The sequence below is a fragment of the Ruegeria sp. YTSA072 genome (assembly GCF_059610285.1).
The window spans coordinates 16,179-41,645 of record NZ_JBXWNI010000001.1; the positions used below are offsets into that span (position 1 = coordinate 16,179).

The 25,467-nt window shown below is 54.4% G+C and carries 24 protein-coding genes and 1 pseudogene; 9 read left to right on the top strand and 16 right to left on the bottom strand.

The genetic code is table 11. The annotated features are described in order from the left end of the window. Position 1: 1 nt before the first annotated feature. The 3 genes from AC2FIB_RS00095 to AC2FIB_RS00105 form a co-directional block, all read right to left on the bottom strand. Complete coding sequence (locus tag AC2FIB_RS00095) at positions 2–1,537, bottom strand: pilus assembly protein TadG-related protein (RefSeq protein ID WP_496737791.1); 1,536 nt, start codon at positions 1,535–1,537, stop codon at positions 2–4. Between the two features lie 9 nt (positions 1,538–1,546). Next, the gene (cpaB, locus tag AC2FIB_RS00100) at positions 1,547–2,506 is read right to left on the bottom strand and encodes a Flp pilus assembly protein CpaB (protein ID WP_282171114.1); all 960 of its coding nucleotides are present in this window, start codon (positions 2,504–2,506) and stop codon (positions 1,547–1,549) included. A 170-nt stretch (positions 2,507–2,676) separates the two neighbouring features. Next, positions 2,677–2,868, bottom strand: a complete 192-nt coding sequence (locus AC2FIB_RS00105) for a Flp family type IVb pilin (RefSeq protein WP_282171115.1) — start codon at positions 2,866–2,868, stop codon at positions 2,677–2,679. A gap of 559 nt (positions 2,869–3,427) precedes the next feature. Here AC2FIB_RS00105 and AC2FIB_RS00110 point away from each other — a divergent pair. Beyond that, on the top strand, positions 3,428–4,216 hold the full coding sequence (locus AC2FIB_RS00110) for a helix-turn-helix transcriptional regulator (protein WP_496737789.1): 789 nt from the start codon (positions 3,428–3,430) through the stop codon (positions 4,214–4,216). A gap of 316 nt (positions 4,217–4,532) precedes the next feature. After that, positions 4,533–4,721, top strand: a complete 189-nt coding sequence (locus AC2FIB_RS00115) for a hypothetical protein (protein ID WP_496841445.1) — start codon at positions 4,533–4,535, stop codon at positions 4,719–4,721. Positions 4,722–4,922: 201 nt separating this feature from the next. On the opposite strand, the gene AC2FIB_RS00120 is transcribed toward AC2FIB_RS00115, so the two are convergent. Continuing rightward, complete coding sequence (locus AC2FIB_RS00120) at positions 4,923–6,176, bottom strand: hypothetical protein (protein ID WP_496841447.1); 1,254 nt, start codon at positions 6,174–6,176, stop codon at positions 4,923–4,925. 206 nt (positions 6,177–6,382) lie between these two features. Between AC2FIB_RS00120 and AC2FIB_RS00125 the strand changes: the two genes are divergently transcribed. The 4 genes from AC2FIB_RS00125 (at position 6,383) to AC2FIB_RS00140 (ending at position 9,912) form a co-directional block, all read left to right on the top strand. Continuing rightward, the gene (locus tag AC2FIB_RS00125) at positions 6,383–7,054 is read left to right on the top strand and encodes a PepSY domain-containing protein (protein ID WP_496739861.1); all 672 of its coding nucleotides are present in this window, start codon (positions 6,383–6,385) and stop codon (positions 7,052–7,054) included. A gap of 37 nt (positions 7,055–7,091) precedes the next feature. Further along, complete coding sequence (locus tag AC2FIB_RS00130; protein ID WP_058278674.1) at positions 7,092–7,751, top strand: response regulator; 660 nt, start codon at positions 7,092–7,094, stop codon at positions 7,749–7,751. After that, complete coding sequence (locus AC2FIB_RS00135; RefSeq protein ID WP_496737786.1) at positions 7,751–9,085, top strand: sensor histidine kinase; 1,335 nt, start codon at positions 7,751–7,753, stop codon at positions 9,083–9,085. Before AC2FIB_RS00130 ends, AC2FIB_RS00135 begins: the two co-directional genes overlap by 1 nt. A 119-nt stretch (positions 9,086–9,204) precedes the next feature. Beyond that, positions 9,205–9,912, top strand: a complete 708-nt coding sequence (locus AC2FIB_RS00140; RefSeq protein WP_496841438.1) for an IS6 family transposase — start codon at positions 9,205–9,207, stop codon at positions 9,910–9,912. On the opposite strand, the gene AC2FIB_RS00145 is transcribed toward AC2FIB_RS00140, so the two are convergent. Further along, on the bottom strand, positions 9,894–10,619 hold the full coding sequence (locus tag AC2FIB_RS00145) for a hypothetical protein (RefSeq protein WP_496737418.1): 726 nt from the start codon (positions 10,617–10,619) through the stop codon (positions 9,894–9,896). The two genes, AC2FIB_RS00140 and AC2FIB_RS00145, sit on opposite strands and share 19 nt — an antisense overlap. Positions 10,620–10,644: 25 nt before the next feature. Here AC2FIB_RS00145 and AC2FIB_RS00150 point away from each other — a divergent pair. Further along, positions 10,645–10,896 (top strand): annotated as a pseudogene (locus AC2FIB_RS00150) (DDE-type integrase/transposase/recombinase); the annotation flags it as partial. A gap of 300 nt (positions 10,897–11,196) precedes the next feature. Continuing rightward, complete coding sequence (locus AC2FIB_RS00155; RefSeq protein ID WP_496737420.1) at positions 11,197–12,870, top strand: acetolactate synthase large subunit; 1,674 nt, start codon at positions 11,197–11,199, stop codon at positions 12,868–12,870. Between the two features lie 93 nt (positions 12,871–12,963). Here the strand turns inward: AC2FIB_RS00155 and AC2FIB_RS00160 are convergent, their stop codons facing one another. After that, complete coding sequence (locus tag AC2FIB_RS00160) at positions 12,964–13,719, bottom strand: N-acyl homoserine lactonase family protein (RefSeq protein WP_496737422.1); 756 nt, start codon at positions 13,717–13,719, stop codon at positions 12,964–12,966. 219 nt (positions 13,720–13,938) lie between these two features. Between AC2FIB_RS00160 and AC2FIB_RS00165 the strand changes: the two genes are divergently transcribed. Beyond that, positions 13,939–14,814 (top strand): lysophospholipid acyltransferase family protein, encoded by an 876-nt coding sequence (locus tag AC2FIB_RS00165; RefSeq protein ID WP_496737424.1) that lies wholly within the window; start codon positions 13,939–13,941, stop codon positions 14,812–14,814. Positions 14,815–15,164: 350 nt separating this feature from the next. On the opposite strand, the gene AC2FIB_RS00170 is transcribed toward AC2FIB_RS00165, so the two are convergent. From AC2FIB_RS00170 to AC2FIB_RS00215, 10 genes are all read right to left on the bottom strand, one after another. Then, the gene (locus AC2FIB_RS00170) at positions 15,165–16,220 is read right to left on the bottom strand and encodes an ABC transporter ATP-binding protein (RefSeq protein WP_496737426.1); all 1,056 of its coding nucleotides are present in this window, start codon (positions 16,218–16,220) and stop codon (positions 15,165–15,167) included. Beyond that, the gene (locus AC2FIB_RS00175) at positions 16,220–17,467 is read right to left on the bottom strand and encodes an MGH1-like glycoside hydrolase domain-containing protein (protein ID WP_496841450.1); all 1,248 of its coding nucleotides are present in this window, start codon (positions 17,465–17,467) and stop codon (positions 16,220–16,222) included. Before AC2FIB_RS00175 ends, AC2FIB_RS00170 begins: the two co-directional genes overlap by 1 nt. Positions 17,468–17,472: 5 nt before the next feature. Further along, on the bottom strand, positions 17,473–18,681 hold the full coding sequence (locus AC2FIB_RS00180; protein ID WP_058277449.1) for a carbohydrate ABC transporter permease: 1,209 nt from the start codon (positions 18,679–18,681) through the stop codon (positions 17,473–17,475). Then, complete coding sequence (locus AC2FIB_RS00185; protein WP_496841451.1) at positions 18,681–19,913, bottom strand: carbohydrate ABC transporter permease; 1,233 nt, start codon at positions 19,911–19,913, stop codon at positions 18,681–18,683. The genes AC2FIB_RS00180 and AC2FIB_RS00185 overlap by 1 nt, the downstream gene beginning before the upstream one ends. A gap of 57 nt (positions 19,914–19,970) precedes the next feature. Continuing rightward, positions 19,971–21,326 carry an ABC transporter substrate-binding protein gene (locus AC2FIB_RS00190; RefSeq protein WP_496737431.1) on the bottom strand — a complete coding sequence of 452 codons (1,356 nt, stop codon included), beginning with the start codon at positions 21,324–21,326 and terminating at the stop codon, positions 19,971–19,973. Beyond that, positions 21,323–22,483, bottom strand: a complete 1,161-nt coding sequence (locus AC2FIB_RS00195) for a LacI family DNA-binding transcriptional regulator (protein ID WP_496737433.1) — start codon at positions 22,481–22,483, stop codon at positions 21,323–21,325. The genes AC2FIB_RS00190 and AC2FIB_RS00195 overlap by 4 nt, the downstream gene beginning before the upstream one ends. Positions 22,484–23,438: 955 nt before the next feature. Further along, on the bottom strand, positions 23,439–24,068 hold the full coding sequence (gene ureG, locus AC2FIB_RS00200; RefSeq protein WP_299639292.1) for an urease accessory protein UreG: 630 nt from the start codon (positions 24,066–24,068) through the stop codon (positions 23,439–23,441). Further along, on the bottom strand, positions 24,065–24,730 hold the full coding sequence (locus AC2FIB_RS00205; RefSeq protein WP_496737435.1) for an urease accessory protein UreF: 666 nt from the start codon (positions 24,728–24,730) through the stop codon (positions 24,065–24,067). The genes ureG and AC2FIB_RS00205 overlap by 4 nt, the downstream gene beginning before the upstream one ends. Beyond that, a complete protein-coding gene (gene ureE / locus AC2FIB_RS00210) occupies positions 24,702–25,154 on the bottom strand; it encodes an urease accessory protein UreE (RefSeq protein WP_058272433.1) in 453 nt (150 codons plus the stop codon). Before ureE ends, AC2FIB_RS00205 begins: the two co-directional genes overlap by 29 nt. Before the next feature lie 28 nt (positions 25,155–25,182). After that, complete coding sequence (locus AC2FIB_RS00215; RefSeq protein WP_496737436.1) at positions 25,183–25,407, bottom strand: hypothetical protein; 225 nt, start codon at positions 25,405–25,407, stop codon at positions 25,183–25,185. Between the last annotated feature and the right edge of the window lie 60 nt (positions 25,408–25,467).

Consider the following 25,467-nt stretch of genomic DNA (forward strand, 5'->3'; position numbering starts at 1 on the left):
ATCACCGATACAGTTGCACGAGGTCGCGAAAGATACCGCCGAACCCATTACCGCCGCTGCCGACACCTGAAACGTCAGGGAAGCCGACAACTTCGCCATGGATGTCAAAGCTGGGTGGCGAGCCGCCATCATCCCCAACTGGTTCTGTCAGGAAGACAGCAACAAACTTTGCAACCGGAACGCCCGTGGTCGAGCCGGAAACCGGATTTTGGGTACAATCGATGCCTGCCGCTGTTACGACACGACGGGCCGGGTCAGTCGACATTTGGTTCGAGCACATCGGGCGGCCGGTTTCCGCAAGCGAAGGGTCCAGGATCGAATTTGCGTTCGGCGGTGAATGTGGGTTGCTATTGCCGTGCGCGATTTCCCGCAGATACATTCCGTATCTTGTGCCAGCAAACACGCTATCCGTTACGCTAAGAGCCGGAAGGTGAGCATCGCTGCCAATTCCGTCTGCGATACCGTCTGCAAGGTCATGGTTCCGGTTAAGATACCCTGCGCGATCCCAGACGCCGTCTCCGAACCGGTTGCTGCCACCGCATGTGCCTGCCGCCATGCAAGTGTCTCGACCAAGAGCGACCGTGTCAGGCGTAACCTCTTCGTTACCCTGAATGCAGGAACCACCCCCCTTTTTCTGTATCCCTTTGATGACGTTCGGAGCCGGTGCAAAGTCCGGGTTGTTTTTCTCACCATTAAGCACGGAGCGGAAAATATCAAAGCGGACATTGAACGCCGCATTGGTGATTCCGACCTTCTGACCCGGTTCGGTATCCAGACCATTAGTCAACACGCATTGCGTAATCTGGCTTTGCGCTGCGATGAGGCAGGCAAGTTTGTTCCCGCCTTCGTCCGCACATACGCCAGAGGCATCTTCAAATGTCGCCAGGTCGATAAACCCAAAGTTACCCGGTCCCCAGGCGGTTCCGTTGCCACCGCTGCGCAGCAAGATTTGATCGCCGACGGTCAGGGTATTTTCCCAATCCGGCGGCAGGCAGAACATCAAAGGTGAGATATCGCAGGCCGCTTTGGAGTAACCGGCGACGGCCTCGGCCGAAACGCTGGCCGAAATGCCGCTTCCACCAAACATTCTGTCCAAAGCCGAAGCAAGGTTCATGCTAAGGGATTTGGGTGTTAACACGACCTGCGCAAATTTGGCTTCTCGTGGGTTGGTGGTGACATCTGAGCCCAACGGCGTGAGGTCCGAAACCGGCAGCGCGGAATGAAACAAAAGCGTATAATCCGACGAGCCCGAAAGCGTGGAAGGACCGTTGGCAAATGTCTGGCTGTCACTGATCAAGTTGGCCGCTGCATTGGTTGCGCGGGTGATAGCGTCGGGTTGTCCGTCCAACTCACCAGCGGCTGCCAAGGCTACGTGGTCCGCGAAGGACTGAAACTCTGCGTGGGTCGAGTTCAATCGGCCAACATCCAGCGTGATCGCAAAGAAACCGAGAAATGCAACAAATGCTGTGCCCCAAAGGATCGCGACCGTGCCGCGTTCGTCCCTTACAAAGAATGATATGTTGGCTTTAAAATGCATGGCGCAGACTTACTGTGCAGAGTTCTGGCTGACTTCGATCGAGCGGGCTTTTGGCTTGATCTCTGGGCTGACAGTTAATGGGGTGGACGAAGCATCCGTCTGATTGCTGGATTGCGTCTGGGGGGTCGTCGCCGCCTCTGTCGCTTCTTCGGCTCCGCGGGAGTTCCTCTGGATGATGACAACTTCGGATTCCGTGCCGCGATTCAACCTAACCGTCGGTTGAGTTTCGACTTTTTCAGCTGGACCTTCTTCTTGCAAAAGATCGCGCAGGCGAACCATTTCCATTGGCTCATCCTCGACACCGTCCAGCGTTCTTAGAGTGAGGCTCAGGGTCCCGGCTTTTTGAGCCAAAGCCAGGCGCTGTCCTTGCTGAGGTGTCACTTCCACCGTAATCGTGCGCGCGACCCCGGGTTGATCACTCAGTTCTTCGGACTGTTGATCCACACCGATCACCCGGATCTTCTGCAAAATGGTTACAGCGCTCAGTTCGGAGCTCGCACCCTGAGTTAGAACGATGTCGACCCAGTCACCGGGCGTGACAAATCCGCCAACCGCAGTGACCGCGTCGACCTTGATTGCCATTGCGCGCGTGTTCTCGCCAAGCTTCTGAACCAAGGTGACCTTTTCACCATAGTTCGAAACCTTGGACTGAAGCATGACCTCGCCGGGATAGAACCGCCCCTTAGCGCGGCGTAGTTGTCGGTGATTATCCGGAACAAGTACTCCAAGCTCGGTAAATACACCGGCGGGCAGCGCCTCGCGGGGCCAAAGGTGAGTGGTGACGTGATGATTTTCTATGGTTTGACCAAATGCAATTTCAGAACGCGCGACGTAGATCTCAACAAGATCGGTGTTCGTCGTAGCACTGGGTTCAGTCGTTTTAAATTGAATGTGATCTTTCGCCAGGAACACAGAGCCCGAAGCAATTGCGATTCCGAATAATGTGGTAATAACTGGTCTGATACGCATCTCTGTCTCCAAAAGTTACGCTCAAAAAATTCGAAACAACGGAATATCTTGTTGTCGAAAATCCCGGCGGTGTTTTCTGCGCCGCGAGGGCGTCGTTGCGGCGCAGAAAACTGTTATTTTTTGCAATCCCAGAATCGGTTCCCACCTAGACGGCGGGTGCGCAGTCATTGTTAGTTAGTAGGCGCACAGTCATTTTGTGCGTTTAGCGCATTACAAGCTGCGGCAACGTTGTTGGCCGTTTCACTTCCCAAAAACGAGAACGCACCAACCGCAATTGACGCGACAACCAAAAGGGCAAGGCCATATTCAACAATTGCCGCGCCGCTTTCTTCTTTGACAAACTTCTTCATAAATTTGGTCATGTTTCCCTCGAAAGGTTAAATTGAAATCCACGTTGCGTTTGTCGCAACGCAAGCCAGACATTTTGCATTGGCTCTGAAATAACGGTAGCCGTGATAAAAATTCCCGCCTTCCGCGAAGAATAGGAAAAATACACCTTTAAAGTGTGTTTTTAATTTCACTAGTTACCTGAAGGTGACAAAAATAAACCTTGCATTAACAAGGTCTTAACATTCATTCGAATCAGCATGTTTGGAAACAATTTAGTGATTCGAGGGGTAACTGTAGTCTAAAATCTCGTTCTTTGGATCGATCGGATGTCGACGTTTAATTTTCACAAAATTGAATTTTTAGTAATAAATTCAGATAATTAGTAACTAGTTCGGCGCCAAGCTTTATTGTTCATCTTCATTTGAAGCTTCAAAAACCAGTTGCTGAGCTGATGAGACCTAAACAAGTTTGTAACTGCGGCGGGGGCTGCGAAAGAAATTTTGACCAGCAAAGTTTGCTGATTTGGTTGGTAGAGTAATGAGTGTCAGTTTTCCCAGAAGCGCCCAGGCGCAAAACAGCTTCAGATTCGTTATGGAATGGACACACGCTTTAGCGGGTAATAATTCCATTCCACAAGCTTTAAGAAAATTAATAGAGTTGGTTAATGCAGACGCTGCATTAATTGCGCGAACATTTAAGCTGGACCGAAAAGTAAAATACGTTGCTCGGTGTTGCAGAGAAGAAGGTAAAGTCTGGCCCTCTCAATCTCAAACTCAGGCAGAGCTGGTTTTGGGTGACAATTTTGCGACGGCAAAGGCTGGTTCAATTTGGACATTGTCAGATGCATTGATTGCAGACAAAGCAGCAATACCACGACATCTTGAGGGCGATTTAAAGGATTTGGGTGAGGTGATCATCGTTCCGCTTGATACGAGTGGCGGGCATGTGGATCACATCGAGCTGCATTTCCGGCATAAGCCTGCCCAATTTGATTTGGACTTACTGGCCATAATGGCGTCGACACTAGCGTCCGGTTGGAGCAATCGAACGCCTGGTTCAGCTTCCGCGATTTTTGAGAAGGGCCGAAATCACCATCTTAAGGAGGTTTCGGGAAACAAACGTGTTCCGATACTGGGTCCTCAAAATCCAGCAGGCCTGAGCCGGTGTGAATTTCGGGTTTGTGCCATGTTGAAGGAAGGATTTACGGTCAAAAAGGTTTCCGAAGCCCTGACTGTCTGCCCAACGACTGTTCGGTCGCATCTGAGTTCAGTTTTTTCAAAGACGGGCGCTTCTAATCAAGTTGAACTGCTGCATTTGTTAAATCGAAGAAATGATGCAGACCGCGGCTCCAACAATGCTGAAACAGCACGTATCGGCTGACGGCTAGTGAATGCGATAGCTGTAAAGCACCAAGTTAGCGGCACAGGTTGGCAAAACGTTCCTTTGTCTGTTCAACTACACAGCGATGGTGCAAGGCCAAATACGACAATTGCTGCTCATCTACTATCAAGGGTTACTTAAACCATCATTGGGGATTTGAGCATCGAAGAGCAACTTAGACCATTGTTGACGTATCGGATACAACTTTAACCAAGGATGAACAATGTGTTCTCGCAGTGTTCAACAAACATCGCGCATACTCATTCTACCGAGCCGAGACGGTTAAGGGCGCTTGGCTCCCTGGAAGGGGAACAGCATGATTAAGTCTGCCACTGAAAAAGCTTTGGATCCGATTCCTGTACGAATGAAACCATCACGTTCCACCGCGCACAAATGCCTGTCGAACACCACGAAATCCGGCAGCGGGCGTTTCTCGCCTGTCGAGATTGCTCTGACGGCTATCGTAAACAGCGAACAGTTTGAAAGAGCAAAAAAGGACGTCTGACCCTACATAAAGACGTCTGCAGTTTTCCAGGGCCACGTCCTACCCGGGAAAACATCAATGCAAAAGCCCGCTCTAATCAGAGCGGGCTTTTCTTACAGTGGGAGGCAAGGTAAAGAATCCAAATGGTTATTGGGGCATGATGCGAACCCGTGCGATATTGGCGCGGACCAGGTCTTTACCCACACCCTTCTGACCTAGCACTTAGCCATTACTAACAAGTTCTTCCTCTTCCCCTCCATCAGGCGTCTGATCTTCTTCGACCGGATCGATACTGACTTCTTCGTCATCGTACTTGTCTTCGTCATACGAATTGCCAAGAGCGGTTTTGACGGCTTCCTCGTCAGGATTAGAGGCTCGTACAGCGTCGAGAACACTGTCTTGCTGCTGCGCTGCGATGGCGTCATCTTCTGAAAACCCGCCCTTGTGGTGATCCAAAAGGTTGTCTTCTGCCTGATGCACGGCTTCTGCGGACGCCAACTGATCTTCCGTCGGTCGATCAATCGGATTACCATCTTCATCCGTGGTTAAGTCGTGCGCATCTTTAACGGCTTGCGCGTCTTCCAAATCTTCAGGATCAGTTGTCCCAGGGTTGGCTTCCTCATTGGCAAGGATATCCTCGGCTTCTTCCAGGGACAGGGGGGCTTCGTCCAAGTAGTCCAGCGCTGCGTTGATTTCTTTCACGTCTTTGGGACTCAACGTGTTGTTTTCACCCATGATGTGATTGAATTTGGTGTCCGCAACGGCAAGGCCTGCTGCAAGGCTGACCGGCCCCGTACCTTTCATATACTGACCGTTGGCAATATGCGCGAGCTTTGCCTTGGGGCTGGAGTTAGTGGCGCCGTTCAACTTGCCGAGGTTGCGCGGTTCAAGCGCAAGCGTACTATCTTCTAGAATCGTTGCTTTCCTGCTTGGCGGGCGCAAAGACCGCTTAACTGAAGTAGTTTTTGTTCGTTCTGCAGTGGTGACTGGCTTGCTACCTTTGAACAGGCCGGCAATTCCCTTCCTTTGTGTCTTCTTGGCAGTTTGTTTTTTATTGCCGCCAAACAATCCATTCAGAGAGAATTGACCCTTCTTGGAAGATTTCGAGGAGCTCCGTTCAGAGCCTTTTGACTTGTGACCAGATTTCCCGGCAGCTTTGCTTGCGCCGTTTGTGGATGCGGTTGATCCTTTACCTTTATCTTTTCCGCTACTCGCGCTGCTGCCGTGGCCTTTGCCACCGCTGTTGCCTTTGTCGCCCCCGTTACCATTGCCACCGCCGTTACCATTGCCACTGCCGTTACCATTGCCACCGCCGTTACCATTGCCACCGCCGTTACCATTGCCGCCGCCGTTACCATTGCCTTGCTTGGCATAGGCGGTATCGGGGAATGTGAACGCCCCAATAATTGCAGTAGATCCAAGCAAAGCGATTGCTATTGCAGAGGCTTTCATTAGGCCGGTCGTTTTGATCTTCATGACGGTCCTCGTTTGTTAAATGCGAATTTCCACACACGATGAAATGCGTAGAAACATGACAGCACGAGTGTGCGTGTCGGAATCAGGAACTAACTGACAGATTTAAGCCCATTATCATTGAACCTGCGACGAACCGGCCGTTCATCGCCAGTTCATCTTAAAATCTGTAGAATTGAGGCGCAGTTACGCGATATTGAGTACTGAGGATGAGAAAATTTTTTATCATCGCTTGTCTGTTCGCCTTTCTCCAAGTCGGGGACGGGCATGCTGCTGTGCGCGAACTAAAGCAGTCCGAATTGCGCAAAGTGACAACGTCGGGCAGCACCATCAGGTTGAAGAGGGTTCTTAAAGGCGTTGAAAGAGTCTTTGGCGGAACGCCGGTTGATGCGCGTGCGTTCCAGACTGACAAGGTCTACTATCGGATCCTTGTAAAGAAACCCAACGGCAAGATCATCAGTGTTATAGTGAATGCTCAAACCGGTGTGGTTGTGCCCAATCGTTCAAATATCGGACGCCAGATTTCCAATGCAGCCAAGTCCACACCCGGCAATTCTGCCAAATCCAACTCGCAAGGACAGGCCAGCAGTAAGGGCAATCAGAGCAACAATAGCGGCGGCAATGGTAACGGCAACTCCGGCGGCAACGGCAACGGTAACTCTGGCGGCAACGGTAACGGCAACTCCGGCGGCAACGGCAATGGTAACTCTGGCGGCAACGGCAACTCCGGTGGCAACGGCAACTCTGGCGGTAACGGCAACTCCGGTGGCAACGGCAACGGCAACTCCGGTGGCAACGGCAACTCTGGCGGCAACGGCAACAGCGGTGGCAACGGTAACGGCAACTCCGGCGGCAACGGTAATGGTGGTGGCAAAAAATAGTGGTTAAAATTTCGGTCGCAGGCCTATAGAAAAAAGTATGAGAGTATTACTCGCTGAAGATGAACCGCACCTTTGTGAGCAGATCAAAAAGCTGCTGAACGCTGAAGGCCGAGTGGTCGACATCGTCCACAATGGCATTGACGCCCAGCATCTGGGAACTACAGAACCATATGATATGATCATCCTCGATCTCGGGCTTCCGGAACGAGATGGCATCTCTGTTTTGCGCGACTGGCGCAGCGCAGGCGTAAAAACTCCGGTATTGATCCTGACGGCACGTGATGGGTGGAGCGAACGGGTCGACGGGTTGGATGCTGGTGCGGATGATTACATGACCAAACCATTCCATTTGCCCGAGCTGGCCGCGCGTGTCCGCGCCATCTTGCGCCGTCAGAGTGGGCAGCTTAACCCCATTATCGAGATGGGCAACGTAATTCTTGATACACGTAATGGACGGGTGACTGTTGAAGGTGTTCCGATCGATTTAACCGCCCAGGAGATTGCTGTTCTGACTTACCTGGCCCATAACGCCGGTCGCCTGATTCCAAGATCCGAGCTTTCAGAGCATATCTACGAATACAATGGTGACCGGGACTCGAATACCATCGCGGTTTTCATAAACCGGCTGCGTAACAAGTTGGGACCTGACCTGATCACGACGGTTCGGGGGCGCGGATACATGATCGATTCACTCTGATGTTGTCATTGCGTCAACGGGCATTGCTTGGGGGGATTGCGTCCGGGGCTTTGTCGGTTGGCGTGGGCACACTCGCGGTGTTTTCATTCATCGATTCCCGAGTTTCAAACAGGTTCGACGCCACGCTTCTAGATCGCCACACCCAGCTTGTTGTCGGGCTGAGCGTCACGACCCAAGACCCGGATGCCCTGCGTGATCTCATGTTTGATCCGGCATACAGTGCGCCATATTCCGGCAGATACTGGCAGGTCACCAGCGGCGACGGAGAGGTTTTCACGTCGGCGTCTCTGTTTGATGAAACAATCGCCGAGCCACCCAACGCCTCAGAAAACGCAACCCTTTGGAACACTTCGGGCCCCGAGGGCGAAGCGCTGCGCAGCGCTTACCAACAGATTACCTTCGAAGATGGCACTGTCTGGGGCATAAGTGTTGCTGAAAGCCAGGCGCAATTGGTCAACGAAAGACAGGCGGCACAGCGCAGTCTTCTGCCAGTGTTTGGGTTGGTTGGCCTGATCGGCGTTGCGAGCTCATTGATGCTGATGTCTGTCATCCTGGGGCCTCTTCGTAAATTGCGCAGGGATGTGGCTTATCGTTGGGACGCTGATGACGACCTGAAACCAAAGGATTATCCGGAGGAAGTGGCCCCTTTGGTTAATGACTTGAATCAGCTTTTGCGTCGCAATAGGGACATTGTGTCCGGATCACGCAGGCAAGCCGCTGATCTGGCACATGCTTTGAAAACACCTGCCACTATTCTGAGAAATGAATTGCAGGCTATGTCCCAGTCCGGCGTCGACACAAATATCGCTGACGAAGCTCTTGATCGAATCGACGCTCAACTCGGTCGGTCACTCGCGCGCATCCGAGCTTTAAACACAGCTGAGTTGACGCATTCGCGCACGGATATTTCACACTCAGTCGAACGTCTCGCACGGCTGTTTTCAACGATTGCCGAAAGAGAAGGCAAAAAGCTGGACGTCAAAAGCGACCCCGAACTCTGGGTGCGCATGGATACACAAGATATCGAAGAGGTTCTTGGAAACTTGTTGGATAACGCAGTCAAATGGTGTCGCGGCCAAGTAAGACTGATTGCGAAACGTCGGGAATACTGCGTCGAGATCTGTATCGAAGATGACGGGCCGGGTATTCCAGAGGACGCAATACGCGAAGCATTGCGCTCTGGTGGGCGGCTTGACACTTCGGTGAGAGGCAGCGGGCTGGGGCTGGCAATAGCGGTTGATCTTCTCGATGCATATGGTGCGCACTTTGACTTGGGAAAATCTGTCTCGCTTGGAGGTTTAAGCGGTCGGGTGGTGATTCCAACCAAGTCATAAGCGGCGACGGCTCGGAGAATGAGTGGCTCAATGTGTGGATTTCTGAGCAGCCTCATCTGACTGGTCTTGTCGGAAGAACTTGGGTTGAGGCGGGCAGGGTGCTCTCGTAGCCTTGGCGCATGATCAAACAATCGCCATTCAAGTACTTCAAGACCAGTCCAGAGGTCATTCGTCTGGCAGTCATGCTGTACGTTCGGTTCCCATTGTCGCTTCGGAATGTCGAAGATCTGCTGCACGAGCGAGGCATCGACGTGAGCCACGAAACTGTCCGATATTGGTGGAACAGGTTTGGCCCGATGTTTGCTGCTGAGATAAGGCGGAAGCGTGTTCAGCAGCTGCGCGCGTTCTCGAAATGGAAGTGGCACGTGGACGAGGTTTTCGTGAAGGTGAATGGCAAGAGACACTACCTCTGGCGGGCCGTCGATCACGAAGGCGAGGTACTGGAAGCCGTTGTCACCAAACGCCGAAACAAAGCTGCAGCACTGAAATTCCTTAAGAAATTGATGAGGCGATACGGTAAAGCGGAAACCGTCGTCACGGATCGCTTCGCATCGTACCGGGCCGCTCTCAGAGAGCTTGGTGCTACCGAAAAACAAAGGACGGGCAGGTGGCTCAACAACCGCGTCGAGAACTCGCACCTGCCTTTCCGACGAAGAGAACGCGCGATGCAGCGTTTCAGGCGCATGCGAAGTTTACAGAAATTCGCCTCCGTCCATTCCTCTGTCTACAACCACTTCAACCAGGAACGATCGCTCACCAGCCGGGACACCTTCAAGCTGACCCGCGCCGCCGCTCTTAGCCAGTGGCGTCAACTCTGTTCCGGATAGGTTCGCGGTTTCCGCGGCAAACTGAGACTGGTTAGAATTCGTCTGACAGCACCTGGGTAGGTCATGCTGACCAGACGCTTGAGTGTGAGTTCGGGCGGCTGTGTGCCGTCGAGAATCGCAGCCTGAATCTTCGGGGAGAGAAAGGCGAGCTGGGCGCGGGTGCGGATGAAGGCGCCGGGGACGCTTTCGCGGCGTGCGATCTCCATCAGTTGAACTCCGGCTTTTAGATCGCGCGTCCAGCAATGGGCGCGGATCAGCATGGACCGGAGGTGGGGACCAGGTTGGGGTGCCATATCTCCGGCGATGACCTTGGCCTCGACGCCGCGGCGGCGCAGACCGAAAGATGCGGTGACGTGGGTGAGATCCGGGCGCAGATGGTCCGCAGCAATGCCAACTGCGCTTGCTAGAGTTTTGGGGTTCAATTCGAGGTCGATCTGACCTGGTGAAAATTTACCTTTGGCCAGAAGAGCAGCGCCGACCTGACCGCCTTGGCGTTGAAGCCGGGTTACTAAATCTGCAACTGAGGTCTGGACTGCCTCGGCTGACCCGGCCTCCGGCTGCGCCAGTACCTGATGCGCGACGGCGGCGTCTTGCAGATGTCTGACGATGACATCAATGACCGCGTTCTCCAGCGCAGGGCCGGGCAGTCGCAAGCCGGAAGTATCCTTGCCGCCCGAGATTAGTCTGTTGGAGATATAGTAGCGCAACCGTCGGTCTGTGCGCGTGGTGTGGGTTGGCGCTACCGAAAAACAAAGGACGGGCGGGTGGCTCAACAATCGCGTAGAGAATTCGCACCTGCCGTTTCGACGACGCAAACGCGCGATGCAGCGTTTCAGGCGAATGCGAAGTTTACAGAAATTCGCCGCCGTCCATTCCTTCGTCTACAACCATTTCAATCAGGAAAGATCGCTAACCAGCAGAGATACCTTCAAGCTGACGCGCAGCGCTGCTCTTGCCGAGTGGCGTCAACTTTGTTCCGGATAGATTCACGGTTTCCGCGGCAAACCGAGACTGGTTCGAATTTGTCTGACAGCACCGAACGCGGGACGGTGACGGTTGACCTGCTCGCACCGCGACATTGTCGGCCATGGGGCCTGTTGAACCTCTGTCGCGCGCGTGTTGTATTGGAATATGGCCGATGGGTATCGATAGATGTGCTGATTTCGAAACCCGATAGTTGCAAGCTACTAAAAACTGAGCGGCCCGTCCCTAACTTGGAAGGGTTATATTTCCATCTGCAGGTCAGGTTAGACCGACGGATCCACCGTGATATCAGGAGAGCACATGTCTGCTTTTGACCAAACCGCTTCGTCCCTCACCAAAGCCTCGGATTTGCTGGTCGCAGCGCTCGAGGCGGAGGGCGTTGAGTATGTTTTCGCCGTCCCAGGTGAGGAAAACCTGGATGTGCTGGAGTCTTTGAGAACGTCCAAGATTGAGCTTGTCCTGACCCGTCACGAACAGGGCGCAGCGTTCATGGCGGCAACATATGGGCGTTTGACAGGAAAAGCTGGCGTCTGCATGGCAACACTGGGTCCCGGTGCCACAAATTTTGCCACACCCGCCGCCTACGCGCATTTAGGTGGGATGCCGCTGGTCATGATCACGGGCCAAAAGCCGATCAAAAAATCGAAGCAGGGCCAGTTTCAGATCATTGATGTGGTGGGATTGTTCGACCCGATTTGCAAGATGTCCAAGCAGATTGTGCACGGCAACACCATCCCCTCGTTGATCCGCGAAGCGTTTCGCGTCGCGCAAGAGGAACGTCCCGGCGCCGTTCTGTTGGAACTTCCAGAGGATATTGCGGCCGAAGACACCACCGAGCCGGTCCTGCAACCCCATCCACGCTACTACGCTGTCGCTGGCGACACGGTTCTGAATGAGGCGGCCGAGATTATCCGCTCAGCTAAAATGCCTTTGCTTTTGTTGGGGGCGGGAGCCAATCGGAAACACGCCCGCAGTGCGCTCAGTCAGTTTGTGAATGACACGCAGATTCCATTCTTTGACACGCAGATGGGCAAAGGTGTGGTGGACGAGCGGTCCGATCTGTTTTTGGGAACGGCCGCGCTCTCCGACGGTGATTACCTACATTGCGCCATCGAGCGGGCCGATCTGATTATCAACGTGGGTCATGACGTGGTGGAAAAACCGCCCTTCTTCATGAAGGAAGGTGGAACCAAAGTGATCCATGTGAACTACAAGGCCGCGCAGGTTGACCAAGTCTATTTCCCGCAGGTCGAGGTTGTCGGCGATCTGGCTCAATCCATCGAGCGGCTGGGAAAGAAGCTTGATGGCCCCTTGGAGTTTGATCGCAGCTATTTCGAGAGGGTCAAGCAGGAAACCGACGTGCACATCTCGGCAGGAGCAGATGATCCGCGCTTCCCAGTGATCCCGCAGCGGTTTGTGGCTGACACACGCAAAGTTATGGGTGACTGCGATATCATCGCATTGGACAATGGCATCTATAAAATATGGTACGCGCGAAACTATCAGGCCTACCAGCCCAATACAGTCCTGCTGGATAACGCACTGGCCACGATGGGAGCCGGCCTTCCCTCAGCCATGATGGCGGCCAAACTCTATCCTGACCGACGCGTAATGGCGATATGTGGCGACGGCGGCTTTATGATGAACAGTCAGGAAGTTGAAACGGCCGTTCGCTTGGGCCTCAATCTGGTTGTGACCGTGCTGAACGACAGCTCGTACGGGATGATCCGCTGGAAACAGTCTCACGCCGGGTTTGAAGACTGGGGGCTGGAGTTCAAAAACCCTGATTTTGTGCAATATGCCAGAAGCTATGGTGCGACCGGCCACCGGGTAGAGCGAACTGAGGATCTTGTCCCCACCTTTGAACAAGCGTTTGCAGCGGGTGGCGTCCATCTGATCGATGTTCCTGTTGATTACAGCGAAAACCAACGCGTACTGATAGATGAACTGGCGGAAAAAGTCTGTCTAATCTGATCCTTTTTTCGAAGGTTGGTTAGAGCAACTTGGCTTGAGGTTGGCGGGGCGTTATGTGACCGCTCGTTTCTTTAAATTGTCGATTAGTGAAGCTCAGCTGTAAGTCTCTGGAGCTTTTCGTAGGCTGGGCCATTGTTTCGGGCAATGGCCGTAAATCACGAACGCGTTTTTCTCTGTGGCCAGTTTCATCAACCGTTCTGCGCTGGCATTTGCCGCGGCCTCGTCCCAAGCCCCCACGAACTTCTCGTCAAATTCCTCCACTCTTGAAATCGCGTCGCTGGTCAACATCACCGATCGTGATGGCAGTTCAACCAACAGTGCGATTTGCCCCGGCGAATGACCCGGCGCTTCCAACACCGTCAGCCCCGGACCAACGCGCACATCGCTTTCAACCAGTATATAATCGCACTCTGGCCAGTCTAATGGTTGCGCGTTACCCCAGTACAGCGGCTTGGCGAGTTTGCGTTCATTGGCGGACATCAGGATCGGCGCCTCTGGAAATGCATGCAACCCGCCCACGTGGTCAATGTGGGTATGCGTGCAAACATGAAGTGTGACATCTTCAGAGGTTAACCCCAGCTTTGCTAACTGTGCTGCAGGTAGATTGTCTGGTTTGCACTTAAGCACCTCGCCAAACTCATCCAATCGATCTTCTTCAGAAGCAGATTGGGCATTCTTGGCGTATTTTTCCGGGAGGCCAGTGTCGACAAGGATCGTTTCATTTTCATCCGTTTGGATAGCAAAGCCCGAAATGCCGATTATGCGACCGTTGGAGTGAACTTGGAACAAACCGTAATCCAACACGGCAAGGCTCACCGGTCGACCTTTGATAAAACCTTCAGCCCGCACTCGGTCTCTCCTCCGTTGTCCGGCAAGAACTTTGCGCACGCTTCGAAAGTCAGTGCACATACGCAATTACGATACCAAATGGATGGCGGGGTGCCTCCCTGGGTGGTCAATCTAGCCAACCCACAGTCTGTACCACAGAAAGATTCAAAAGTGTTCGCTTGGCCGTGTGCCGTTGTTGGTAATGCGTGCTAGTTTTGCGGTAACGATGGGGCAACGGTATTGACCAACGACAAGAAACACGATCCGCTGGATGAATTACTACGCGCTCGACTGCGCATTCCGGTTGGCGCTGACCTTAGGTTAAGGGCGCTATGCCAGTTAATGAAGGGTGTTGACTGGATTAGTCGCACCACGACCGGCCAAGCGTTTTTTGCATTGAATGAAACAGAACGAATTCTGTTGGAACTAGATGAACGTACTGGGCACGACTTGGTACGAGCGGTGCTTGCGATGAATGGGGGAACTGTTGTCAAAGCCCATGGGCTTAAAAACATTCCTGCCAGCGGCCCCGTCATCATTGGATCGACACATCCAATCGGCACTTTCGATTTTTTGGCCCATGCAGGAGCTCTGCTTGACCACCGTTCAGACTTGAAAGTCGTCGCCGGTCGCGAGGCCGAGCGGTTTCTTGGGCGCGATTTGATCGTCCCGGTGGATTTAGATCGACAGGACAAGGTGCTGACGGCGCGCCAAACTCGGGCCGGCATGTTGTCGCATCTACAGGAGGAGGGCGCGCTTCTGGTTTTCGGCTCGGGCCGCGTACCAACGTTGAAAGACGGGCTTCTGATCGAGCCGCAATGGCGAACCGGGGTTACTCGTGTTTCCGCAGAAAGCGGAGCGCCGATAGTTCCGGCCTCGGCGAATATGCGTAATTCGCGGCACTACTACCGAACTCGACGATTGGCGGCGCTACTCAGTGGGGGAAACGACGAGTTCGGACGCAGGGTGGCATCCTTAAGGTACGTGTCAGAGCTGATTGCCAAACTGGGTGGAACCTACAATGTGTTTTATGGCCCAATACAGCCTGCGGGAACTGCACCGGACCTTCTCAAAGAGCTATCAGAAGGATTGGTGCCTGGTCTTTACAAATCCTAGGGTACTACAGCAGGGCGAAAGAAAAGATCGGTCAGCACCATGGGTTGTGGGTGTCAGTGAGAGTTAGGTCGCGCGTTAGTTTTAGCTTAAGGCTAAAACTGAACTGGTATGATATGCCTTGGTTCAGGTTTCGAAACCAATACAGAAATTCGCTTCCGTCCATTCCTCTGTCTACAACCATTTCAACCAGGAACGATCGCTCGCCAGCAGAGATACATTCAAGCTGACACGCACCGCCGCCTTCGCCGAATGGTGCGAACATGGTGCAGCGCAAAGGGCAGCTATATTGGCCTAGCTCAGACTAGTTCGAATTGGTCTGGCAGCATCGAAAAGCCTGATCGGTGGGTTTGCTATCCATGCCCCAGAGCCTGCCCGTTTTCGTCAAAAAAGTGCAGTTTGTCGGTCGGGAAGTGCAGACCGATCTTCGCCCCAGGCTTAAGGTCCGTATCACCGTTAAGTCGGGCGGTTACCTTTTCTTCCACGCCGCAATCAACAATCAGGAAAGTGTCTGCACCCAGGTATTCGATCACCTCGATTATCCCATCACTCTGACCCTCACCCGCGGCAACCACCTCGATGTGTTCAGGACGAACACCCAACTTCTTGGCAACACCTGGCAGAGCAAAATCACCGCCTCTGCCGTATTCCAGGGTGTATCTGCCCGCCTGGGTGGAACACGGAAGTACATTCATCTTCGGGCTGCCGATAAACTGTGCGACGAACAGGTTGGCCGGGTGTTCGTACAGCTCGCGAGGCGTGCCGACTTGAGCGATTTTGCCGTACTCGAGAACGACAATGCGATCGGCGAGTGTCATTGCCTCAACTTGATCATGCGTGACGTAGATCATCGTGCGCTTGAGGCTTTGGTGAAGTTTGGCGATCTCATACCGCATCTCAACCCGAAGCGCTGCATCTAGGTTTGAAAGCGGCTCATCGAACAGGAACGCCGTCGGATCGCGTACGATAGATCTTCCGATGGCCACCCGCTGCCGCTGACCGCCAGACAGGTCCTTTGGTCTGCGCTCAAGGAACGGTCCCAGCTTGAGAACTTCGGCAGCCCGGTTGACCTGTTCGGCTATCTCGACCTTAGGTACCCCTGCAACTTTCAGAGAGAACCCCATGTTTTCAGCAACCGTCAGGTGCGGGTATAGCGCATAGGATTGGAACACCATCGTCAGCCCGCGTTTTGAGGGCGGATGATCTGTGACGTCGCTGTCACTGATCAATAGAGATCCGCGCGAGATGTCCTCGAGCCCGCCAATCATGCGCAGCAGGGTGGACTTTCCGCAGCCGGACGGGCCGACGAAGACAATGAACTCACCTTCCTCGATCTTGAGATCTACGCCCTTGATAACCTGCGCCGAGCCGAACCATTTTTCGACTGACTTTAGTTCGATGCTACCCATCAGGCCCTCCCTGCCCAGTGAAGCCAGACGGCGGCTGTCCAGGTGAATGCCTGGCCACCCGCAGGGCTGCCGGTTTTTGGGTCGAAGTACTCTGCGAACCCATAGCCCGAAATCAGTTCGGCAGTTTTCTGGCGCAGCTGTTCTGCCTGTTGTGCATGCCCCATATCCGCCAGGCCAAACCCGATCATCATGTTCATGAAAGCCCAGGTCGGACCTCGCCAGTACCGACGTGCGTCGAATTTTGGCATGTCCGGATCATAGCTTGGAACGGGGTAAGGCACAGTTTCCAGTACTGATTTCAATCCTTTAAGCATCCGATCAGACTCCATGCCAGCGTACCAACACAAGTATGACGCGTTGGAAATACTCTCGGCCATCTCCCCGGTATGCGCGTCACGGGAGTCGAAGCTCCCTAGGTCATCGTTCCAAAGCGAACGCGCGCCGGATTCCAGCTTTTCAATGTCCTCACTCAGGCCCTCGGCCTCCAGTTCGAGCTTCTCGCTGATCATCAGCACGTCCCGTGCAGCACGAAGAGTGGTGAACGTCATAGTGGGATCGGCGACGCGGAACGGGTTCAGGGACAACAGGGCTTGCTGGTCCCATCCCGCATCTCTGCCGATCTGAACCAGCTTGATGTATCGGTCGTAATCGAACTTTGTAGGCCGGTCGTCGCTGTTCACGTGGCTGGTGTCGCGGCGCTGGTATTCCCCAACATCCGATGCATCCATGCGCGCCATGGAGTTGTCCCAATCAGGTGCGTTGTCGCGACCTGCCTCCCACGGATGGGTCGTGCAAACGGCACCGAATTCATCAAGGCGCCATTTCATGATCCAACGATGCCACGCCAACAATTTAGGGAACAGCTCCTTCATGCGAGCATCCCCAAACGCGGTATCTTGTTCCCAGATTTTACGTGCCATGGTCGCAGCAATGGGGGGCTGGATGATGCCCGAAGACGGGATCGGGCCATTGCATCCCCAAACATCGGGGCCGGGGAAATACCCTTCATCCTGCTGGTGGAACAGGATATGCGGAACCATGCCATCTGCCCATTGCCCGGTGAACAGCGTCTCGATCTCAGTCCAGGCGCGATCGAGGTCGAATTGGGCAAAGCCAAGCGCGGCAATCGCGCTGTCCCAGTTCCACTGGTATGGGTACAGCCCCTCGGTAGGAATGGTGTAGCCGCCGCGATCGTTGGCAATCAGGATATTGCGCGCTTCGCGGTCGGGGTTCGTATGTTGGTTCATCTGTGTCATCCTTTGACAGACCCCGCTGTGAGGCCCTTGGTCATGAAACGTTCAAGCCCCAGGAACAGCGCCATGATCGGAACGGTGGCGATCACCGCACCGGCCATCAGGTGCTGACGGGGAATTTCTGAGGAGTTCAACATCGTGACCCCTCGGGTCAGAGTGAATTTCGACGGGTCGTCCAGCAGCATGAAGGCCAGCAGGAATTCATTCCACGCGATCATGAAGACATAGAGCGAGACCGACGCCAACGCGGGCAGGCTGAGGGGCAGGGTGATCTTCCAGATCACTGCCAGACGGGACAGACCGTCCATCAGCCCGGCTTCCTCCACCTCGGTCGGCAGGCCCCGGAAATAACCTTGAAGCATGTACAGGGCCACCGGGATCGTGGTGACCGGATAGATCATGACGATGCCGAGGATCGAGTTGCGCAGCCCTGTCAGCGAGAAGGCGATATAGATCGGTAGCGCCAGAACGATCATCGGCACCATGTAGATCAACAGGATCGAGCGCGAGAACGCCTTTTGACCCTGAAACCGGAACCGTGCCACCGCGTAAGCCCCAGGCACGCTAAACAGCAGCGTGATGAATACGGTCAGGACCGAGACATAAAGCGAAGTCCATAGGTATGTACCGAAATTGAAGTCACGGAACAGTTCGGTGTAGCTGCGGAACAGGTCGGTGCCTTGGGAGAGGTCGACCGAGAAGTCCAACGGGTTCTGTAACAATGCCTGCTGAGACTTCAGGCTGGTCATGACCATCACGTAGAACGGGATCACGACGATTGCCGTGAAGAATATGTACCCGAACCCTGTGAAGAAGCGGATCACTGCCTCTTCGTATTCATGGCGCGTGAGCTCTCCGAATGGCGTTTCTTTAAGGATCGCCGCCAGGGAAAGGTGCATGACGACGGCCATGGCGACAACTGTGACCACAACAGCCTGCAGGGATGTGTCCGAGCCGATCAGAACCGGACCAAACCCGGTCAGCCCGGACAGGCCCAGAAACGCCGATATGCCGAGGCGGGCCGGAGCATGCTGCGCAGGAAAGCGGACATAGACCAAACCGGCGACTGCACCCCAGATCAGGCAGAGCAGAACTTGTGGGCGAAAAGCGGCCCCGGTTGAAAACGACATGGTAATTGCCACCGTGGTTGCGATCACGACTAGCCAGATTGCGCCCAGTACCGGGGCAGTAAGATACCCTTTGCGCATCACAGACCCTCCTCACGGCTGATGAAGCGGAAGAAGACAAAGCTGAAGGCGATCAGGCACACCAGGATCACAACGGCCACCGCCGCACCGGCACCGATGTTCGAGATCGCAAAGGCCTGCTCATAGACGTTGACGGTCAGCGTACGGGTGCCTGCATTGCCGCCGGTTAGCAGGAAAATGTCGTCGAACTTGTTGAACGTCCAAATGAAGCGCAGCAGGAACAAGACCGACAGGATGCCCAGCAGTTGCGGGATGCTCAGCAGCCAGAACTTCTGGAACGGAGAAGCCCCATCCATATCCGCCGCCTCATACATGCTGGAGTCGATGGACTGCATCCGGGCCAGGATGAACAGGAACGACAGCGGGAAGTAGCGCCAGATTTCGAACACGGTGACCATGATCAGCGCCAACGGGCGTTCACCGAAGAAATTGATTGGCTCGCTGCTCAGCCCCATCTGCACTAGCAAAGCGTTAGCGGAACCTGAGAAAGGGTCAAACAGCGTCACCCAAGTGAATGCGACGGCGATGACGGGGGCGACATAGGGGAACAGGTAGAGGCCACGGATGAAGCCTTGTCCCCTAAAGCTTTTGTTCAGCAATAAGGCGGCGAACAAGCCCATGACCAAAGCGCCAATCGTGCCGAAGACTGTGTAGAACAGCGTGACCCAGAGAACGCCCCAGAATTCCGAACCATCAAAGACACGTGCAAAGTTTTCCAGGCTGAACTCAAGGTTGGTCAGAACGTTTGGCCCGCTTCCTGTGAGGCGAGGCTCGGATTCTTCGACGAAATCCTCGAATGCTTGGAGATCTCCGTCGACCGAGACCGGGATGCGGATACGCTCACGCTGACCGCCGTCCAAGGTGCCAAAATCACAAAACAAATCCCGCCCCTCCAGGACGCAGGGCTCGACGATTTCTCCGACGGCGACGCCATCTGGCAGCACATCACTCAGGCTCACGCCTTCAACGGCGATTTCCTGGCTGGAGTTACGCAGGCGGTATTCGATCCGCAGATCGTCACCAGAGCCGCGCAGGCTTTCACGGACAACCGGAGCAGGCGGGCGCAGGTCGGAAAGGGTAAACGGTTTGAAGCTGATCCAGATGATCGCCAGCAAGGGCAGGATCACCACAAGCGACACGCTGATCACGGTCGGAGCCAGCAGCGCCCAAGCCAGACGCGCCTCGCGTTTGGCAAGAGCCCCGGTTCCGGTCGGTGGGGTGGCCGAAGACATGGAATACCTCGAAGGGTTGCGAGCAGCGGCGCGAACGCCGCTGCAGGTGCCGGTTGATTACTGAACCTTGGCCAGCTCTTCGTTCATGGCTGCAACTGCGGCAGCCGCGTCAATCTCATCGTCGATATACTGCCGGACCACGCGGTTGATGGCCTGAGAGTTGATCATCTTCGACGCCAGCGCCAATTGACCTTCAGCCACGCCCCAGCGCTGTGCAACGTCCAGACCGCCCACGATTTCGTCGATCATGGCTTGGTCATAAAGCTCACCCAGGGGGGCCTTGCGGTCAACGCCTACAGGCAGCTCGGCCCATGCTTCAGAAAAGGCTGTCGGATTGTCGGCGTTGCCGCGACGAACAGGGAATTTGCCCTCAGGCGCAATTGCCAGAGTTTGGGTGTACCCGTCATCCATCGCGAATTTCACGAATTCCATCGCGGCGTCCGTATCCGCATCGTTGGTAATGCCGAAATACCGCACATCGCCCCATGCTGCGCCATCCGGGTTGGACGGGCCAGAGAAGTTGGTCACGATTCCAGTCTTACTTGCCAATTCGCTTGAGGTCGGATCGTCGCTAATTGTTGGCGGAGCGCTGTCCCGCAAGCCGGCCAGTTCATCCAGAATGAAGGGCGACCAAATGATCATCGCGGCCTTGCCGTCGAAATACAGCTCTCGCGATTGCTTCCAGTACAGCTCACCCGGAGGCGACGCTTTTGAGATTGCTTTGTAGAAGTCCAGAACCTCGGTTGTCTTGGCCTCATCCAGTGGCTGGAAACCATCAGCGCCAACTGGCGAGACGCCATTGGCGAGGAACACATGTTCCAGCACCTGGCTCATGAAGTTCTCATCAACTTTGGTCGCGGCGACAAAGCCGTACATTTCCGGCGGGTTGTGCAGTTTTTCCAGCGCAGCCAATACGCTGTCAAATGAGTTGGGCGCATCCAGGCCGGCTTCGTCAAATAGGTCTTTGCGGTAGACAACCATTTGCGTCCAACCATCGACAGGTACCGAGGCTGTTTCGTCATTAAAGGCCGCCATACCCAATGCGCCGGGTGCAAATGTGTCGGCGCCCAGCTCTTCGATCACTTCTGTCGCAGCTTCGGTGTCAAGGATACCTGCTTCGGCCCAAGGCAGCGCGTATTGCAACGGATGATAGACCACGTCAGGTAGGTCCCCAGCAGCGAAGGCTGCGGTCGCTCGCGTGCCCAGATCGGTCTCGGTGACCGGGATCACCTCAACGGTGGTGCCGGTTTCCGCTTTAAACTGGTCCGCCATTTCCTGTTGTTTGGCCAGCCGTTCTGGTTGCTCCTCAGTTGTCCAGAAACGAATTGTATCTGCCTGTGCTGATACGGCTGCCAACGCCAGCGCCAGCGATGTGCCAAGCATCAGTCGAGATGCATTTGGTGTAAGTTTCATGATCGGTCTCCTCCCCGATTTCCAATTTTGAATTGTGTAATTTTTCGCGCCAACTCTTCTGGTGTCAGGCGCGGTGGTCCATCAGAATTCCGTTCCAAAAGAACGGCTTCGCCCAGCTCACGCAGGCTTTCGGGTGCTTCTCCACGGGTTTGCCGGATGAGCATTTCAGCAAGGCGTTCGCCAGCCCGCTGTGAATCGACGCTGAATGTCGTAAGACCCGGGCTGACGTATTGGCTTTCGGGTATGCCGTCATACCCAAGGATCGAGACATCCTGACCGATTTGCAGACCAAACTCGGCGCAAACAGTGTATGACCCCAATGCGGCCAGATCAGTCGCAAAGACGATTCCGGTTGGTGGGTTCTCAAGCTCCAAAAGGGCTTGCGCCTGGACTGCCCCTTCATCACGGGTGCGCGCGCCCTCGCGGATCAGTTCAGGATCGATAGGCAGGCCAGCGGTCCTCAGACCTTCGAGATAGCCATCGCGTCGAAGGTGGCTGTAGTTGAATTTCGGATCGCTGCCGACAAAGCCAATGCGACGATGGCCAAAGCCGCTCAAACGGCTGACCGCGCTACAGATTGCCGTCTCACCCGAGATATCGAACCAAGATATATCGTCGTAAGGGCCCACTTGCCCGTATCCCGTTCGACCGTAGAGTATGAATGGAACATTCAACGCGTTTAGATACTTGATACGAGGATCGTCGACTTCCGTCCTGGGCAGAATAAACCCATCCGCTTTGCGCTCTTCCACAAGGCGCCCCAGAACGTTGAGCATATCCTCTTCGGACTTGGCTGTTGAGATAGTCATCGTCCAATCGAATGCGCTGGCACCTTCGCAAGCGCCTGCCAAAAAGTCCTGCAGAAACGGATTATGCCGGTCCGGTTCCCCGCTGTTAATGACCATCGCAATTGCACGCACTTTCCCTGTGCGGATCGCCTGCGCGTGGCTGAGCGGGCGATAGCCCATCTTCCGTGCAGTAGTTTCGACCCGTTTTCTGGTGGACTCTGAGATGTCGGAATACCCGTTCAAAGCGCGCGACACGGTGCTCTTTGAAAGTCCGAGGTGATGAGCCAATTCGTCCAGCTTCACCCTTCCGGATGAGGGGTCGCGACGGAGTGAAGATTGGCGCTTCGATAGACTGGGATTCGTTATCATTCCATTATTTGGTTCTCCGAAACCGGTTTCGGCAACTAAAAAAAATCGAAAAACTTCTCAGATTACTCGTTTGACCACGCTAAAAGTCCGGCGCTCCGATGTTCACCTGTTCTCTGACAGTTCGATAATTTTTTACTTGTTTGATTGGTTAGGGACGCTCACAACAAAGGCCTCTTCGCGGAAATGATGAAGGGCCTGGACGCTGATCATAGCGAGGACGTACCCGTGGTGATTGATCAGACCTATCTGCAGATGGACGCACGTCGTCCAACCCTATGGACTAAAGGGGTAAAGAGGGCTGTTCGGCCGAACCAAAGGCAGCGCAAGCTCGAAACAAAAGGCCATCTGCGACAGCCAAGGACACCGGCTGAGCGTTTTTGTGACCACTGGTCAGGTCAGGAATAATACCGGTTGGATGAAGTTCGCGTGCGGAATGTCGACTTTCCGCCCTGCCGGTGGATGGCTTTGCGCTTGCGGCAGACTATTCGCCTATGCAGCGAACGGCAGGTTGGTGGCCGCTATCCTTTGTTTTGCCCAGCGGATTGCAGCAATGGCGAATGACAGAAATGTCCGCGGAACAAACATTGAGTTGAATTCTAGAAACGACTGCTCCGAACCCGCAACAAACGTCGCAATTTCGCGACTTGCGTGCCCTAAACGGAGAAATTTCTGCAAAGGCACGAACGACCAAGACGCAGCGCTGCAGCGATGCCGAACTTTCGCGCATCAGGCAGAAATATCTGATGGCGAAACCCGCGTAGCGCGTAACAAATCGGCCCCGAAGAATGGTATGGTTGCGGATGGTTGTTTAGCTTGGCTAGAGCATTTCGTATACGGACAGCCGATGAGTGAAGACAAAACCTAACACCCAGACTAACTTTGAAATGAAAGATTGTACTTTCGGCCTCTCCAATCGGGTTTAGGTGCTGACAATTTGGCAAGTCCGTTCTGGGGGCTAATTCACTTCTGAGATTATTACCCCCCCCTGCTTCACCAAGAGGTCAACAATTGCGCTAACCCCCTTTTTGTGGCGAAGGGACGAGAACAAAAATGGCCGTCCTTTGCGCATTCTGGCTGCATCTCGTTCCATGACCTCCAGTGAAGCGCCAACATGTGGCGCCAGGTCGGTTTTGTTTATGACCAAGATGTCGGATTTTGTTATTGCTGGTCCGCCTTTTCGCGGGATTTCCTCTCCAGCGGCGACGTCGATCACATAGATTGTAAGGTCTGCGAGTTCCGGGCTGAAAGTAGCCGACAGATTGTCGCCACCGCTTTCGATCAGAACGATATCAAGATCTGGATGGCGTTCCTGCATTTCAGCGACAGCGGCAAGGTTTATCGATGCATCCTCGCGGATTGCTGTATGTGGGCAACCGCCCGTTTCGACGCCGATAATCCGATCTTGGGGAAGGACCTGCATGCGCACCAGCGCTTCGGCATCCTCCTGCGTATAAATGTCATTGGTGATAACGCCCACTGAACAAGCATCGCGCAGAGCTTCAGACAAGGCAGCGGTCAATGTGGTCTTTCCGGCTCCAACCGGACCACCGATGCCAACGCGAAGAGGGCCGTTCATACTGCTCATGTTCGGAATATCCTTGAATACTGTGTTTCGTGTCTCATCGACGCGATGTCAGTCAGGAACGCAGTCGAACTTAGTTCTTCTAAACCTGCCAATTGCGCCTTTTCAGCGATATGAGCACATTGCGGTGTCAAATTACGGATCAGTTTCTGAGCGTCGGTTTGCCCCAGCGGCACAAGACGCGTTGCGCAAGCGACCAAGTTGCTTGCGAATGCTTGTAGATACATCTTCGTCGTCAGTAGTAGAGGGAGGTTTTGCAGACACGCGGCGTGGCCTACTGAAACTGGGTAGGAAAGCTCTTGGATGTCTAAATCCCAGACATCTCCTGTGACAGTCCCGAATGCCTGCCCCAGCAGTTCGGTTTCCATTTTCCTTTCGGATGACGCGCAGATAGCCCGTGCCTTGGCATCGATGCTAAAAAGTTCATCTTTGTCCCGCGCATTGTATGCGGACACCACGAACAGAGCATCGTTCCATCCAGATCCGTGTTCCAGCGCGCCTGAAATCCAGGCTTCGGCGTCTTGGGAGCTGGCGACCGCTCCTTCGTCAATTGCAGCTTCCAACCCATGAGAATAGGCAAAGCCCCCCACAGGGTATGCCGGAGACAACCACTGGGTCAGCGTCAGGACATCGGCGTCAGTGGGCGTGGCCATGTGTCCTGCCATGGCCATAGGCTCCGCCTTCGGGGTTGAACGGTTCGTGCACCTCGCGCACTGTGGCTCCGATTTTCAAAAGCATGTCTCGGATCACATGATCGACCTGGATCAGCAGACGGTCCTTTTCGATCTGGCAGGGCGTGTGGCGATTGCCGATATGCCACGCGATGCGTGTCAGGTCCGGAGCGGAAACCTCTAGCAGTGCTTCGGGTGCAGCCTGTATTTCCACTTCGCGACCGTCGTCCAGAACCAATGTGCCACCGTGGTTCAACGAGGTCGTTTGCGACAGATCGACGAGAATTTGTTCGCCACTTTCACAGGTCAGAACCTTGCGACGCAAAAAACGATCGTCATAAGTCAGCGACAGGCAATCTGCAGATTCGCCGTGCATGTGATCCGAGTAACGGCGTGCGGTGCAGAGCAGGGCGGTCATACCGTCACCTCCTCTGTAGCGGGAATGGTCAGAGCCAGATTGAGTCCGAAAATACCCGATGTACGATCCGTTCGCGCGTCAGGCCGCGCCTTTTCAACTCTTCGTCGCTGAGCGATTGCAGGAATTCGACTTGCCGGACGCGTGATTGAGCTTCGGCCACACTGATCAGAGCCCCGTAGACTGATGCTGCGATGGACGCGATCAGACCGGGCAGCGAAAAGCGTGCGTGAGATTGTGTTGCTGAGTGTGCCATTTGGACCCTCGTAAACGTTGGCCCTCCCTTGGGAATTAATATCTGTCATATCGGCCTCAC